The organism is Ruegeria sp. BI11, from assembly GCF_056538005.1.
In genome coordinates this window covers 144460-159368 of sequence record NZ_JBQFSM010000009.1, presented here as the reverse complement: position 1 = coordinate 159368, position 14909 = coordinate 144460, and the positions used below count along the sequence as shown (strand labels likewise).

Genomic DNA, 14909 nt, shown 5'->3' with positions numbered 1-14909 from the left:
GATTGTCGAACGGGGGCCGTTTTGAACTCTGACGTCTTTGAGCCGTGGAATGATCCACAGGCGAAACCTTTGATCCAGTTCCGGAATGTCACCAAACGGTTTGGTGAATTCACGGCCATCGACAACCTGTCTCTGGATATCTTCGAGAAAGAATTCTTTGCCTTGCTTGGGCCTTCGGGCTGCGGCAAGACCACCATGATGCGAATGCTGGCGGGGTTTGAAACCCCGACCGAAGGGCACATCATGCTGGGCGGTCAGGACATCGATCCGATCCCGCCGAACAAACGGGCGGTGAACATGATGTTCCAGTCCTACGCGCTGTTCCCGCATCTCAGCATTTGGGAAAACATCGCCTTCGGCCTGCGCCGAGACAACATGCCCAAGCATGATCTGGAAGAGCGTGTCGAAGAGATGCTACGCCTGACCCGGCTGGAGCAATTTGCTCGCCGCAAGCCACACCAGATCTCGGGCGGGCAGCGGCAGCGGGTGGCGCTGGCGCGGTCGCTGGCCAAGGCGCCCAAGCTGTTGTTGCTGGACGAACCGCTGGGCGCGCTGGACAAGAAACTGCGGCAGGATACGCAGTTTGAACTGATGGACATTCAGGAAAAAACCGGCACCACCTTTGTGATCGTGACCCATGATCAGGAAGAGGCGATGACCGTCGCCAGCCGCGTCGCCGTAATGGATCAGGGCAGGTTGATGCAGGTGGAAACACCGGACCGTATCTATGAGAACCCGAACTCGGTCTATGTCGCTGACTTCATCGGGGACGTGAACATCATCGAGGGCCGGGCGTCCGCCAACGGCGAAGACTCCTATCAGATCGACTGGGCCGAGGGACAGGCACCGCTGACGGCAACCTCAGCCAATGGTTTTTCAAGCGGTCAGACCTGTCATCTGGCAATCCGGCCCGAAAAGGTGACAATCTCTGCTGACCGCCCTGCGGATGCGATCAACGCCGTGCAGGGCAAGGTGCATGACATCGCTTATCTGGGCAACCTTTCCACCTATCACGTCGAACTGCCAAACGGTACGATCATCAAGGCGCAGACGGCCAATACCCGCCGTATCTCGCGCCGTTCCTTCACGTGGGAAGACCCGGTCTGGCTGTCCTGGACAGCGACCGCCGCGGTTTTGCTGGCCAGCTGATGCGCCGCGCGTTTCTGATTGCCGTTCCCTATGTCTGGCTGCTGGCGCTGTTTCTGGTGCCGTTCTTCATCGTTCTGAAGATCTCGTTGTCGGATACCGAACTGGCCATCCCGCCCTATACGCCAACGCTGGACCTGTCGCAGGGTTGGGCCGGGATCAAAGAGTTCTTCAGCCAGCTGGATTTCGAAAACTTCGTCTGGCTGACCGAGGATGACCTGTATTGGAAAGCCTATCTGTCGAGCGTCAAGATCGCGGTGATCTCGACCTTTCTGACGTTGTTAGTGGGCTACCCGATCGCTTATGGCATGGCCCGTGCACCGGTCGAATGGCGGCCGACGCTGATGATGCTGGTGATTCTGCCATTCTGGACTTCGTTCCTGATCCGCGTTTATGCGTGGATGGGGATTTTGTCGAACGAAGGTTATCTGAACCAGTTGCTGCTGTGGCTGGGCATCATCTCGACCCCGCTGACCATTCTGAACACGCAATGGGCGGTCTATATCGGCATCGTCTATACCTATCTGCCGTTCATGATCCTGCCGGTCTATTCGTCGTTGGAGCGTATGGACGGGTCCCTGATAGAAGCGGCTGAGGATTTGGGTTGTTCCCGTTTGCAGGCGTTTTGGCTGGTGACCATTCCTCTGTCACGCCCCGGTATCATCGCGGGGTGTTTCCTGGTCATGATCCCGGTGATTGGTGAGTTTGTGATTCCGTCTCTGCTGGGCGGCTCGGGCACACTGATGATCGGCAAAGTGCTGTGGGAGGAGTTCTTCTCGAATCGCGACTGGCCAGTTGCCAGCGCCGTGGCAGTGGTTCTACTGCTGATCCTTGTGGTGCCGATTGTGCTGTTCCAGCGCAACCAGCAAAAGCAGGCGGAGGCTGAGCAATGAACAGGCTAAGCTGGTTCAACACAGTATCTCTGACGCTGGGGTTCGCGTTCCTTTATATCCCGATGATCATCCTGATCATCTTCAGCTTCAACGAAAGCAAACTAGTGACGGTCTGGGCCGGGTTCTCGACCAAATGGTATGGCGAAGTTTTCCAGAATCAGCAGCTTCTGGATGCTGCATGGGTGACAGTGCGCGTTGCTGTGTTCTCGTCGACAATAGCAACCATTCTGGGCACCGCCGCGGCCTATGTCCTGGTGCGGGGTGGGCGTTTCTTTGGCCGCACTCTGTTCTCTGGCATGATCTATGCGCCTCTGGTGATGCCCGAAGTCATCACAGGCCTGTCGCTGTTGTTGCTGTTCATCGGTATCGGATTGGATCGAGGCATCCTGACTATCGTTCTGGCGCATACGACCTTTTCGATGTGCTTCGTTTCGGTTGTGGTCTCCTCGCGCCTTGTGACCTTCGATCAGTCGCTGGAAGAGGCTGCGCTGGATTTGGGCTGTTCACCGGCGCAGGCGTTTCGTTTGGTGACCCTGCCGATTATTGCACCTGCGGTGATTTCGGGTTGGTTGTTGGCCTTCACCCTGTCGCTGGATGATCTGGTGATCGCCTCATTTACCTCAGGACCGTCAGCGACGACCTTGCCGATGAGGATATTCTCAGCCGTTAGACTGGGCGTCAGTCCTGAGATCAACGCGTTGTCCACGATCATGATCGCGATCGTAACGGTGGGTGTTATCACTGCGTCGCTGGTCACGAAACGCGCTATGATGCGACAAAAGCAGGATGAAATGGCTGCTGCGCGGACCGAATGAAGCGGCTGTTTCCGGATTACACTTACGGGCCCGGCCCCCGGACCAACTGCTGGTGGGACGAGACAGTGACCAGCCCCGATTGGTCGGTCCTCAACGGTGAGTACAAAGTTGACGTTGCCATTGTCGGCGGCGGATTCACCGGGCTGTCAGCCGCATTGCATTTGGCTAGTGCCGGTGTCTCGGTTGCGGTGCTCGAGGCCGGGACGCCCGGTTGGGGCGCTTCGGGACGCAACGGTGGGTTTTGCTGTCTGGGGGGCTCAAAGCTGAGCCACAGCGCAATGGTTCGCCAGTTCGGAGAGAGTGCCGCGCACAGCTATGCGCAGGCTGAGGAAGACGCGGTTCATCTTGTCGCTGATCTGCTGAAAACCCACGCTATCGACGCGGATGTGCATTCAAGGGGTGAAACCCAGCTGGCTCATACGCCCCGAGCGATGGAAAAACTGCGCAACCGGGCCGAGGGGGTGGGGACTTTGCACACCCTTGACGATCTGCCTGGGCTTGGATTTGGCGGCAGGTTTTTTGGCGGTTACACCAACCCGGTCGGATTTGCGCTCAACCCTAGAAAATACCTGTTCGGGATGGCGCGCGTGGCCCAGATGCTGGGTGCGACACTGTTCCAGAACAGTGCGGTGCAAACGATCCGGAAAACGCAATCTGGCTTTGACGTAGACACAGTTTCGGGTCGTATAAGCGCCGCAAACGTGTTGATCTGCACCAATGGATATTCCAGCGAAGACTTGCCGCCCTGGCTGGCAGGGCGGTATATGCCCGTCCAGTCCACGGTATTGGTAACGCGCCCTCTGTCCGAGGCTGACTTGCAGGCTCAAGGCTGGACCTCTGACCAGATGTCATACGATACCCGTCATTTATTGCATTATTTCCGCCTGATGCCTGATCGGCGGTTTCTGTTCGGGATGCGCGGCGGGCTGCGTTCCTCTGCGCAAGCCGAAGCAGCCATTCGTCGGAAGGCCCTGATTGATTTCAGGCAAATGTTCCCGGAATGGGCAGCGGTCGACGTTACCCATAGTTGGTCGGGAATGGTCTGTCTGTCGCGGAGACTGACGCCTTATGTCGGCCCTGTGGCGGATCAACCGGGGATGTTCGCCGGGTTTGCCTATCACGGCAACGGGGTGGCGATGGGCACCTATTGCGGGCGGGCACTGGCCCGGATGGTTCTGGGGCAAGAGGCCGGGTTGCCCGATCCGATTGCGCGTGTTCCTTCGCGATTCCCACTTGGACGCTGGCGGCGCGCCTTGATGCCTCCGGCTTACGCGATGATGGCCCTATTGGATTTGTGACGGTTGCAGCGGCGCGCGTTCCAAATCCAGCCCAGCCGCGTAATCCGGGGCCCCGTTTTCCACTCGCCACAGGCAATAGGCCGCCATCCGCCACGCATACCAACGGCGCAGTGATTTATACCTGGCCACGACATCTGCATTTTTATAGGCGGACAGAAACTGGTCTTCCTCGGCTGACGTCAAAGCAGCCCCCCGATACAGGTGCTGCATAGCGGGAGACAAAAACAGCGCGAGGTCTTCGCTCGGATCGCCCTGCGCCGGGCATTGCCAATCGATCAGGGTCAGTCCCGAAGGCGAGACTAGAATGTTCCCCGCCACCGGGTCGCCATGTATCAGGCAGGTGTTTTGCGTCGGTTGCACCAGATCGTCCGGCTTGAGCCGTTCCAATTGATGCCGCATAGCCGAGCTGCAACCGTCGAGAATGCTCTGCCCGTGCTGGGCCAGATCCGTGCTGCCATTGCAACCGCTGGGCGCTTGTATCGGCAAATCAAGTTCATGCAATCTGCTTAGCAATATCGCAACCTGCGTCGGTTCCTTTTGCCAGGGAGTGCCCGGTGCATGATCGTAGAACACCCATCGACCGTTTTCGTGCTGACCCGTCGCGCGCAGGCGGGGAGCAAAGCCGGTGGGCTCCAATGCGGTCAGGCACTGGGCCTCTAACTCGGCATCGTTGCGGAACAGTGGATTGCGCAGCCCCGCCCCGTAAAGTTTCAGAACCTTGCCGCCTTTTTTATCCAACACTTTCCAGACCTGATTGGTCCTTCCGCCATACAGGGTTTGAAATTGCGTTTCCGCCGCAATCAGCCCCCGTCGGCGCAGGTCTTCAACAAGGTCCAAAGGGGGGCACGTTTGGGCAGGCAGTGGGTTCACCGATACAAAAAGCGAGTCGCAGATTGCACTGGTTTGGCCTGTCCCGCGCTGCAGATCAAGTTCCGGTTCGTACCCCGGTTACCATCCCGGCCGGGACCACCTGACCGCTTTCCAACGTCAGCAAGACCGTATCTTCCCCTACCTGCGCTTCAACCACCTGATTGTAGGTTGAGACCGGCTGGGCCGATAACAACTCTTCCCCTTCATAGCTTTCCAATGTGGCCGAGTAGCTGCCCGTCGGCAGCGGACTGCCATCGCTTGTTGTTCCGGCCCAGTCAAATTCGGTTTGGGTCACCGGTACGGAAATCCTTTCGATCTCGGTGCCGTTGCTGTCGCGGATCACCATTACTGCGCGGTCTGCAGTCGCTGCCGCTTGCGCGGTAAAGGTTACGGGCTCACCGTTAAAGTGGAATGCCGCAGTGGTCTGGACATCCATGCCGACCCAACTGGCGAGGTCTTCAAGCTTGATACCGCCCAGAGACAGCGCCAGTTCGGTCAGCAGCTCGTTGCTCTGAACCTGCTGCTCGACCATTGAAAACTGCGCCAGTTGCGAGGCGTATTCGGATGAATCCATCGGCTCTAACGGATCCTGGTTTTGTGCTTGGGTCGTCATCAGCAACAGGAACGTGTCGAAATCCGATGCGATCGAGGTTGCCTGCGACTGGGATGTCGATTGCGGCTGCGTATTGACCTGAGTTGCCGATTGCGTTGGGGTGATCATGGTCAAAGCCTCATGTCGATCCGGCCGTCAGGGCCTAATTTTGGAATGGCGGGGCCCACCTCGGAGCCGGGCTCGGTTGGCGTATCCGCGACCCGGTGGCCTTCGTTGGTATCAGAACCATCGTGCTGCGCGTCTGCCGAGGTGCCCAGATTAAGGGATAGGTCACCCAGCCCAAAGTTCTGGAATTCGGCTTCCAGCACCGAGAGGTGGCGGCGCATCATGTCCAGCGTTTCCGGACGTTCGGCCGAGATTGTCATGTGCAACCCATCCTCACGACCATTCAAGACAATCGAAACGCGGCCCAATTCTTCGGGATTCAACGCAACCTCGATAGTGCCGGGCTGTCCATGGGCCGAAACAACGGTTGCCATCTGATTGGCGATTGCGCGTGCGGTTTCTGCACGGGCCGTGGCCGTCATGGCCGGCGCTATAGGTGTCGATTCGCGCGCAGTGGGCAGGGCCGCGGTTTCCCTGATGATCCGCACCTCTTCAGCTTCGGGATTCGGCTGGATCTCGGCCTGAGTAGTGGTCTGATCCGAAGCCAGAAGCTGCAGTTGCGTTAGCGTTGGTGCTTGACCGGGTGTCACGGGCTGCGATTGCGCCGGCGGTGGTGTCGTCGGGCTGGCTGGCACGTTCCGCTCTGACCGGTAAAAAGGTGAAATATCGAACGTCTCTTTCGGGTGCGCATTCGGTGTTGCCAGTCCGATCTGAAAATTCATCGGTAGGGTGGCAGTTTCGGGGGTTCCTCTTGGCGGAACTGTGCCAGTAACCATGGTTTGAACGGCCGGAGACACCGCGCGCTGCGCAGAACTTTCCGGGGGTCGCGACGCGTCGGGGTGCAGCATAACTGGGTTTGCCTCGGCAATTGAGGGGGTTTCGGACTTAACGATTTGCGGTGATACCGACGGTTTCTCGGCCACCTCTTTGGCGACTGGAATTTCAACGGCTTCCGGCGCTGCCACGTGCAATTCGGCGGGCGGCTGATCTTCGGGCGCAACGGGGATATCCGCTATTTCATCGTCTGGAACGATGTCCTCCAGTTCTGGCACCACGTCCGATTCCGGAACTATTAGGTAGGGTTCGGCTGATCGCGGGCCACTCTCCTGATCCATGACCATTTGAAAGGACGCAGCGGCTTTGGGCGCGCGGGAATCCTGTGGTGTTGCATCCGGTTTCGCGGTGGTGCCCGACGACGACATCAGTGCTGAAAGAGGGTTGGGCATTTTGCTCCGACTCCGTTTGTGTGACCGGAAATCTGCCTGGAGGAAGTTACATTTATTTTAACCGCTTTCGCCTTTGATCAAGAAAGTTCGATGCAAATTTCGGAGAAAGTGATGAAGATTTCCACGACCCTTCCGGCCGCGCAGCCCCCCACCACGGCTGAGAAATTGCAGGCTGCCGCAGTCGAGTTGGAGGCCGCGTTTCTGGGCGAAATGCTGAAATCTTCGGGGTTGGGCAAGGCAAGCGAGTCTTTTGGCGGCGGGGCGGGTGAGGACCAGTTTTCGTCCTTCCTTGTTCAGCATCAGGCGCGCGCGCTGGCCGAGTCCGGCGGCGTTGGCCTGTCCGAGATTCTGTTCCAGTCCATGATGGAGAAAACCAATGCCGACCAAACCTGAAACCGACCTGATTAGGTCCCTCGAGGAAGTGCTGGATCTTGAGCGAACCGCGCTTGTCGACGGTGATCTCGATCGCCTCAACCATATGGCACCAGAAAAGGAGAAGCTGATCGGCGCGATCAATGAACTTCAGGTCTTTGACAGTGCCGAATTGATTCGCCTGCAGCAAAAAGTCGAGCGGAACCAGGCGTTGTTAAACAGTGCCGCCGAAGGGATACGCGCAGTAGCAAGTCGTATGGCTGAATTGCGACGCGTTCGGCAGGAATTCAGCACCTATGGCGCGGACGGGCAACGCAACGGTTACGCCGTACGTCGCAATGCGAAACTGGAAAAACGGGCATAGCTGCGGGTTTGAATCAAATCCGAATTTTCTGAGTGAGAGGCTTTAGCACTCCGTTAGGAGATCAGGGGCAAAAGTGCTCGGGCACCTGAAACAGCAGGTGGCGCGAACAGCCCGACGGCGGATCGCACCGATCAGAAAGACGTCAAAGCCCGCATGAGGTGCGGGGTAAGCATGGGCGCAAAGGGCCCGAACGGAAAAGGAAGAAAGCTATGTCCAGCATTCTGACAAACAATGGCGCAATGGTGGCGCTGCAAACCCTGAAATCGGTCAACAAGAACCTGGAAATGACCCAGAACGCGATTTCGACCGGTAAGGACGTCGCGACCGCCAAGGACAATTCGGCCGTCTGGGCAATCTCCAAGGTAATGGAGTCGGACGTTCAGGGGTTCAACGCGATCAAAGACAGCCTGGCGCTGGGTGAATCGACCGTTGCGGTGGCACGGAACGCGTCGGAAACCGTGACCGATCTGCTGACCCAGATGAAAGAGAAAATCGTCGCCGCGCAGGAAGACAACGTTGATCGCGGCAAGATCAACGACGATGTGGGCGCTCTGCGCGATCAGATTGCATCTGTTGTTGGGGCCGCTCAGTTCAATGGGCTCAACCTTGTGGACGGCTCGGCAGGTACGGCTTCGATCCTATCCTCGCTGGACCGTGACAACACGGGAGCTGTGACTTCTTCGTCGATTTCTGTTGCTAGCCAGAACCTGTCTACTGGTGGTTACAGCGCCAAAGGCGTTCTTGCCGGTTCGGACAACACAGCCACAGACAACGATGCGGCTGGTTTCACCATGGACAAAGACAGTGGTACCGGGACGATTGTCATAGATAGTTCGACTGATAACTTCGCTGTCGGCGACAAGATCTCAATCACCGTGGGTGATCAGTCTGTTTCCTACACGGTGCAGGATTCTGACCTGGACCCATCTGGTACATATGACGCGGCAAACACCGACGCCAACGTAGCCATCGGCCTGAAGAACCAAATCGACGCTTTGGGTGTTCAGGGATTGTCGATCGACTATGATCCAAGCGCAGAAGGCACTTTGTCTTTTGTGACTGGAACAGGTGTTGATGCTGCAGATCGAGACGTGTCAGTTTCGGCGCAGTTCACCAACGCAGGCTCTGGCGGGCTTGGCGCGTTAAGCTCGATTGACGTTTCGACCGCTGGTGGAGCAACAGCTGCACTGGGTACTATCGAGGCACTGATCGACACGTCGATTGATGCCGCAGCGGCCTTTGGTTCGGCCCAAGGTCGTATCGAAACGCAGCAGGATTTCGTGTCCAAGCTGACTGACTCGTTCAAATCCGGCATTGGCTCGATGGTTGATGCCGACATGGAAGAGACTTCAGCCCGTCTGCAGGCCCTACAGGTGCAGCAGCAGCTGGCCACCCAGTCGCTGTCGATCGCCAATCAGGCGCCGCAGTCGATCCTGTCACTGTTCCGTTAATCTTCGGAACCTGGCCGGGGCGCCCAGACGCGCCCCGGCCCTGACCGCCAAAAGACGGCCTATTGGAAGGATTTCAAGTGACACCGCAAACTCTTGCTCAACGTGCCTATGCGCAGACCGCCGCCCCGACCCGTACCCCGCGCGATTCCGAATACGAGGCAATTTCAAAGATCACGCACCGGCTCAAGGCCGCGGCCGCCCGGCGCAAAACCGATTTCGGAGGGTTCGTCCAGGCGCTGCACGAAAACCGTCGTTTGTGGACCGTTCTGGCAACTGGCGTGTCAGATTCCGACAACGCGCTACCCAATGAATTGCGGGCGCGGATCTTCTATCTGGCAGAATTCACCGAGCAGCACAGCAGTCAGGTGTTAAGCAACAAGGCCACTGTTGAGCCACTGCTTGAGATCAACATGGCCGTCCTGCGGGGCCTGCGGCAGATGAGTGCAACCTGATGGGTGGGCTGGTTCTGAAACTGGCACCGAAAGAGAGAGTGCTTATCAACGGCGTAGTCGTTGAAAACGGAGACCGTCGTAGCCGGTTCTCGATCATGACACCGGACGCAAATGTTCTACGGTTGCGCGATGCCATTCATCCGGATGAGGTAACCACTCCGGTGCGACGAGTGTGCTATGCCGCCCAGCTGGTATTGTCCGGCGACATGGAACCCGAGCGGGCGCGGCAACAACTTTTGCGGCGGGTTGAGGAGCTGAGCCAGGTCTTCACAGACGCAGATAGTCGCCGGGTTCTGTCTGAGGCCACCGAAGCCTTGTTGGCTGAACAATATTACAAATGCCTGAAATCCCTGCGGGCATTGTTGCCACGTGAAGAACGGTTGATGGCGTACCAGCAATGACATTCCAACCTGTCATCCCGTCTGGTGGCATTACCGGTTGGCGCTTTTTGCAGCGCACCTACGATGCGCAGCTCGAAAGCTTTTTGAGCTCACCGGTCAATGAAAGAGAGGCGAAATATTTTCTGGACAATATCGGCAACGTACAGACGGCCGAAGATCTGGTCTCGGACCGGCGTTTGCTGCAGGTGGCGTTGGGGGCATTCGGGTTGGAGGATGACATCAACAATCGCTTTTTCATCCAGAAAATCCTGTCCGATGGCACAAGCGTCGATGATGCATTGTCTAACCGCTTGGCCGACAAGCGGTATCGCGAGTTTTCCGAAGCCTTCGGCCTGGGCCCAGGCGAGGTGCGCAGAACGGGTTTGACCACCTTTATGGAAGAGATTGCACAGGACAATGTAGTATCTCGGTTCGAAATCGCTGTGGGTGAGAGTAATGAGGCGATGCGCATCTCGCTTTACACGCAGCACACACTGGCGGATCTGGCTGCGCAGGATAGTGGTGCGGACACCAAATGGTTCGATCTGATGGGGCAGCCGCCATTGCGCAGTATGATGGAGACGGCGCTGGGTCTGCCGTCAAGTTTCGCGCAGTTGGACATCGACAGGCAGCTAGAGGTTTTCAAGGACAGGCTGTCGGGGTTGACCGGGTCTGACGATCTGGCCCAGTTCACTGATGAGGCGGCAGTGGCCCGGCTGACAGATCAATACCTTGCACGTAGCCAGATCGCCCAGCTGCAAAGCACGATTTCCCCGGCTCAAACAGCGCTGTTTTTGCTGGGGGCGTAACGGGCGATAGGGAGAATGCTTAGGCGTTCAACACGGCGTCTGCCGACGTTCTGAGCGCAAAGGATGTTACCGGCTGGGACACGTTATGTAGTTTGACATCGCCCAAAGGCATAGCACTGGAACATGCGGGTTGAATATCGGCCGAGACGACGATCCTGTGCCCGATCGATTTTCCATATTCCCCCAGTCGGGCGGCGATATTCGCGGCTTGTCCGATGACTGTGAAATCCAGCCGTTCGCGGGATCCGACGTTGCCATATGTGACCCGCCCGTAGGCAACACCGATCGAGCAGTCACAATGGACGTCAGAGTCGGATTGGCGCAGCTCACCCAATTTCTCGACGATTTCTACGGCCGAGCGCTGCGCGTTTCTGCGGGCGACGATGGAATCTTCGCCTTCGGGGAAGACTGCCAGCACAGCATCGCCGATGAACTTCAGTACCTCGCCGCCATTGTCATGCACGATGCTGGACACGGTTTCAAAAAAGTCGTTCAGCACGTTGATATAGTCAGCACGGCCCAGTTGCTCTTCCAGGCTGGTGGAATTGCGCAGGTCGCAGAACATGATCGCGGCGTCGATCTCATCCCCGTCGCCGCGACGAATTTCGCCACCCAGCACCCGTGCGCCCGAGCGTTTGCCGACATAGGTTTCAAGCAATACCTGCGCGTTTTCGCGCTGCATGAACACCTCGTAAAAGCGGGCAATGACCGACGAACACTCGAACACCAGCCCAAGGTTTTCCGTTGTGAACCCGTCAGGGTGATCGCAGGTCAGGGTCAGCACATTAGTCCGCCCGTCTGAAAATGGCAGCGGCATGGCGACATAGTCGGTAGCCCCCTTGGCCCGCAAGTCCTCCATGATAGGAAAGCTGTTTTGGGGGTTTTCGTCGTTCAAACGCTGGCGCACGCCGCCCAGCCCGTTCGAGACGTGACGCAGAGGACTGTTGATATACGCCGGGTGATCGTAAATCTCATACGTGGGCGCTCTGGTCGAAATTTCTGCCTCGCCCTTTTCCCAGATAAAGTGTTTTCCTGCGATCATCGGATGCAGGGACCAGGCCAGAATGCTGAGCCGCTGAATGGCGATGCCGTGTTCCAGCATCTTTTCGGCCAAGGCCTTGGTGAAGGCTTCTGGCGTGCTGAGGTTGGATGCACCACGCATCAGCCAATCGATCAGAGGGCCGCTGATATTGCCATCCTCAGGGTCCCGCAACTGGTTTTCTCCCAGATCGACACGTGTATAGGCCGCAGGCATGAAGCCGACATGGCCTTGAATGGCGGCGCTTTCGGGCAGTGGCTCTTCATATGCCCAGACGGAATTGGTCAGGCGCTGCTCACCCAGAATGACATCGTGATAAGTCGCCGTCCCTTTGAAAGGGCAAAACGTCTGCAATTCGGTTTCCGCTCCGAGGTCAACGCAGACGTCCTCGCGCGGGACATAAATTGTGGCTGGCAGCCGTGTTTCATACATGACCTTTGCGTCAGTGCTTTCGGCCAACAACGTGCCATCCCGGAAGATTGCAATCCGGCCGTTCAGTGGCTCGACCGATATTCCATAGCCTTTGGTGGGCGGTGTGGTGTGGACGTTCATCATCAGACTCCCTGACGGCTTGATAATAGGATGGGCCTTTAGGACAAGCATTCCAAGGGGGGTGACACGCATTTTACCACACATATCCTGTGCGATACGGTCAGATCAGACCATCTGAATCACGTCTTTTTCGATCGACAGCATATAGCCTTTTTTGGCGATATTCTTGACCAGCAACTCACTGACCATCTGATTGCCCAAGGCATCGCGCAGTCGTTTGATCCGCGTAGCGCCTGCGGCCTCGTCACAATCGGCAGCGTCTTTGCCTGAGATCATCGCCTCGATCTGGACGCCGGACAGGACCTCATCATCCAGCCGGGATTCGGCCAATACCGAAAGGGTCTCCATCGCCGCAGGTGTCAGTTTGAAATCCATATTGTTCAGATAGACGGTGTTTTCCTCGCGGCTGATCAGCAGCGAGGTGACCTGAATACCGGTGCGTTCTATCTGTGCCATCCGACGGTTCAACAGAACCAGCATCACCAGAAACACCAACGCCGTGATCAACATGGCGGTGGCAAATACCAACAGCACGAAGATCACCATACGATAGCTGGACAGTGTGTCGGCAAAGGCGGTGCCCGATTGCGCCAAAATCTCAAGCAGGCGAATCTCGGTCTGCGAGGTCAGGTCACTTTCGATGAACAGCCGTTCCACCCGGGCGTTGAAGGCGTTGGCATCGGGCAAGGTCCAAAACAGGAAGATTGCCGCCGTTACCAGAATCACCACGATTGCCGCGATGCCCGCGCCGACCAGTCTGACGCCGGATCGGCGGGCCTCAGTAACGGAGATAGAATTTTCCGGCATTGGCCTTCCTTTTATCCAACCCTTCCGGCCCAAACACGGACATGACGTTCAGCAGGGTCCAGCCCGACCCCTTGAGGCGCTGGGCGACTTCTTTTTTAGCCTGCCCTTTGGCGCAGGCCGACACCTGCATAACGCCGTAGTGCAGGCGCAGGGGATTGTCCTGCTTGGCCTTGTAATCGGCATAGCAATCGGCCGCCGAAGCGGCGGTGCCAAGCGATATCAGGGCCAACAAGGCCAGAGAAGAGAGGATCTGTTTCATAGGCCGCATCCTGCGCATGTGTTGGCACGATATTCAATAACCCAAGGGGTTTCGCGTGTCTGATATCGGATAACACCGGCCCGTTATTGCCTGTCTGAACGGGGAACGGCCAGTGTCGGGTCATCGAGCATACGGCCCGCCATCGGGCCATCTCAAGACGACTGAAGGACAATCACCATGCATAAGAAATTCATTGCCCTGATCGTGGCCTCGGCAGTTGCCATCACCGGCATTTCAGCGTCGCAGGCGCGGGCCGCAGATGTCGAAGATATTCTTGGTGGGCTTGCAGCCATTGCGCTGATTGGCGCCGCTGTGAAGCATTTCAGCGACGAAGGCAAAAAGAACACCGTGACGCACAACTACAATCACATATATAAGGCGCCCCAGAAACACGTGCACACGAAGCCGAAGCACCGGCCGCGTCATGTCCGCCCGCTGCCTCCGAAAGTCGCGCGTTACAACCTGCCGCAACGATGCTTGCGCAAGTTCAAAGGGTTTTCGCCCGATCAACGGCTGTTGGGGCATACCTGCCTGAGCAAGCATTACAAATACAGTAACAGCCTGCCCAACCAGTGCCAGGTCAGGTTCTGGAATGGCAAAAATACCAAGCGGGCTTACCACCCCGATTGTCTGCGCCAGAAAGGGTACCGCGTTAGTTACAAGTAACGGTTTTCGAGCAGGAGCGGAGCCACAGAAGCACCGCGTGGGAGAGGGTGGCACAAGCTGCTCTCTCCTTTTTTTGTTGCGATGGGTGGCGAAACGCGATTTTTCGAGGGCATGACGACTCCGGATTATGAAATTGAGAAAGCCGCAGCGGCGCAGGGATATCTGCGGATCGCCGGTGTGGATGAGGTTGGGCGCGGGCCACTGGCCGGGCCTGTGGTAGCGGCTGCTGTGATTCTGAACCCAGACAAAATTCCCGACGGGCTGAACGATTCCAAAAAGCTGACGGCAAAACGGCGTGCTGGGTTGGAGACGGCATTGCGCGACCGGGCCGAGATCGCAATTGCCGCGGCCTCGGTGGCCGAGATTGATGAACACAACATCTTGCGGGCTTCGCATCTGGCGATGGAGCGCGCGGTGGCTGCGCTGGACCCGCCGCCAGATTACTTGCTGATTGACGGGAACATGATTCCGCGTGGCCTGACCATCCCAGCGCAGGCGGTGATCAAAGGCGATGCGCATTCCGTGTCGATTGCAGCTGCTTCGATCGTCGCTAAGAACTGCCGCGATCAACTGATGGTGGATTTGGCGCAACAGCATCCGGGCTATGGGTGGGAGACAAACGCCGGTTATCCGTCGAAACAACACAGGGACGCGCTGCAAAATCTTGGTGTGACCCCACACCATAGACGTTCATTCAAGCCGGTACACAATATCTTGTATCAAGAGTAAATCGTAAGTCGCTGATTCAAAAAAGAAATTGACGGCGAATCGACTTTGACTCATCCTTGTCTC

18 protein-coding genes are annotated in these 14909 nt (G+C 57.4%); 12 read left to right on the top strand and 6 right to left on the bottom strand.

The genetic code is table 11. The annotated features are described in order from the left end of the window. Positions 1-21: 21 nt before the first annotated feature. The 4 genes from ACR0DT_RS18440 to ACR0DT_RS18425 are packed head-to-tail and all read left to right on the top strand — an operon-like array spanning position 22 to position 4152. Positions 22-1149, top strand: coding sequence for an ABC transporter ATP-binding protein (locus ACR0DT_RS18440; RefSeq protein WP_480712153.1), 1128 nt, complete (start codon positions 22-24; stop codon positions 1147-1149). Next, entirely contained in the window at positions 1149-2039 is an 891-nt protein-coding gene (locus tag ACR0DT_RS18435) for an ABC transporter permease subunit (protein ID WP_480712152.1), read from the top strand. The genes ACR0DT_RS18440 and ACR0DT_RS18435 overlap by 1 nt, the downstream gene beginning before the upstream one ends. Beyond that, positions 2036-2854 (top strand): ABC transporter permease, encoded by an 819-nt coding sequence (locus tag ACR0DT_RS18430; RefSeq protein WP_480712151.1) that lies wholly within the window; start codon positions 2036-2038, stop codon positions 2852-2854. Before ACR0DT_RS18435 ends, ACR0DT_RS18430 begins: the two co-directional genes overlap by 4 nt. After that, positions 2851-4152 (top strand): NAD(P)/FAD-dependent oxidoreductase, encoded by a 1302-nt coding sequence (locus ACR0DT_RS18425; protein ID WP_480712150.1) that lies wholly within the window; start codon positions 2851-2853, stop codon positions 4150-4152. Before ACR0DT_RS18430 ends, ACR0DT_RS18425 begins: the two co-directional genes overlap by 4 nt. On the opposite strand, the gene ACR0DT_RS18420 is transcribed toward ACR0DT_RS18425, so the two are convergent. The 3 genes from ACR0DT_RS18420 to ACR0DT_RS18410 form a co-directional block, all read right to left on the bottom strand. Further along, entirely contained in the window at positions 4138-4989 is an 852-nt protein-coding gene (locus tag ACR0DT_RS18420; RefSeq protein WP_480712149.1) for a phosphotransferase family protein, read from the bottom strand. The genes ACR0DT_RS18425 and ACR0DT_RS18420 overlap by 15 nt on opposite strands. Positions 4990-5077: 88 nt before the next feature. Beyond that, positions 5078-5743, bottom strand: a complete 666-nt coding sequence (locus tag ACR0DT_RS18415) for a flagellar hook capping FlgD N-terminal domain-containing protein (protein ID WP_480712148.1) — start codon at positions 5741-5743, stop codon at positions 5078-5080. Positions 5744-5745: 2 nt separating this feature from the next. Beyond that, positions 5746-6966 (bottom strand): flagellar hook-length control protein FliK, encoded by a 1221-nt coding sequence (locus ACR0DT_RS18410; RefSeq protein WP_480712147.1) that lies wholly within the window; start codon positions 6964-6966, stop codon positions 5746-5748. A gap of 111 nt (positions 6967-7077) precedes the next feature. Between ACR0DT_RS18410 and ACR0DT_RS18405 the strand changes: the two genes are divergently transcribed. The 6 genes from ACR0DT_RS18405 (at position 7078) to ACR0DT_RS18380 (ending at position 10794) form a co-directional block, all read left to right on the top strand. Further along, entirely contained in the window at positions 7078-7359 is a 282-nt protein-coding gene (locus ACR0DT_RS18405; protein WP_480712146.1) for a rod-binding protein, read from the top strand. Further along, on the top strand, positions 7343-7702 hold the full coding sequence (locus ACR0DT_RS18400; protein WP_480712145.1) for a flagellar biosynthesis protein FlgN: 360 nt from the start codon (positions 7343-7345) through the stop codon (positions 7700-7702). The genes ACR0DT_RS18405 and ACR0DT_RS18400 overlap by 17 nt, the downstream gene beginning before the upstream one ends. A 209-nt stretch (positions 7703-7911) precedes the next feature. Further along, positions 7912-9153, top strand: coding sequence for a flagellin N-terminal helical domain-containing protein (locus tag ACR0DT_RS18395; protein ID WP_480712144.1), 1242 nt, complete (start codon positions 7912-7914; stop codon positions 9151-9153). Between the two features lie 77 nt (positions 9154-9230). After that, positions 9231-9605, top strand: a complete 375-nt coding sequence (gene flaF / locus ACR0DT_RS18390) for a flagellar biosynthesis regulator FlaF (RefSeq protein ID WP_480712143.1) — start codon at positions 9231-9233, stop codon at positions 9603-9605. Next, complete coding sequence (gene flbT, locus ACR0DT_RS18385) at positions 9605-10006, top strand: flagellar biosynthesis repressor FlbT (protein WP_170362374.1); 402 nt, start codon at positions 9605-9607, stop codon at positions 10004-10006. Before flaF ends, flbT begins: the two co-directional genes overlap by 1 nt. Further along, positions 10003-10794, top strand: a complete 792-nt coding sequence (locus tag ACR0DT_RS18380) for a DUF1217 domain-containing protein (protein ID WP_480712142.1) — start codon at positions 10003-10005, stop codon at positions 10792-10794. Before flbT ends, ACR0DT_RS18380 begins: the two co-directional genes overlap by 4 nt. A 19-nt stretch (positions 10795-10813) precedes the next feature. On the opposite strand, the gene ACR0DT_RS18375 is transcribed toward ACR0DT_RS18380, so the two are convergent. From ACR0DT_RS18375 to ACR0DT_RS18365, 3 genes are all read right to left on the bottom strand, one after another. Beyond that, a complete protein-coding gene (locus tag ACR0DT_RS18375) occupies positions 10814-12385 on the bottom strand; it encodes a DUF427 domain-containing protein (RefSeq protein WP_480712141.1) in 1572 nt (523 codons plus the stop codon). 105 nt (positions 12386-12490) lie between these two features. Next, positions 12491-13192, bottom strand: coding sequence for a winged helix-turn-helix domain-containing protein (locus ACR0DT_RS18370; protein WP_480712140.1), 702 nt, complete (start codon positions 13190-13192; stop codon positions 12491-12493). Then, a complete protein-coding gene (locus ACR0DT_RS18365) occupies positions 13164-13451 on the bottom strand; it encodes a hypothetical protein (protein ID WP_480712139.1) in 288 nt (95 codons plus the stop codon). Before ACR0DT_RS18365 ends, ACR0DT_RS18370 begins: the two co-directional genes overlap by 29 nt. A gap of 177 nt (positions 13452-13628) precedes the next feature. On the opposite strand from ACR0DT_RS18365, the gene ACR0DT_RS18360 reads away from it, so the two are divergent. Together ACR0DT_RS18360 and ACR0DT_RS18355 are read left to right on the top strand one after the other, a co-directional pair. Further along, positions 13629-14117 (top strand): hypothetical protein, encoded by a 489-nt coding sequence (locus tag ACR0DT_RS18360; RefSeq protein WP_480712138.1) that lies wholly within the window; start codon positions 13629-13631, stop codon positions 14115-14117. Positions 14118-14228: 111 nt separating this feature from the next. Beyond that, the gene (locus ACR0DT_RS18355) at positions 14229-14846 is read left to right on the top strand and encodes a ribonuclease HII (RefSeq protein ID WP_480712137.1); all 618 of its coding nucleotides are present in this window, start codon (positions 14229-14231) and stop codon (positions 14844-14846) included. Positions 14847-14909 lie beyond the last annotated feature (63 nt).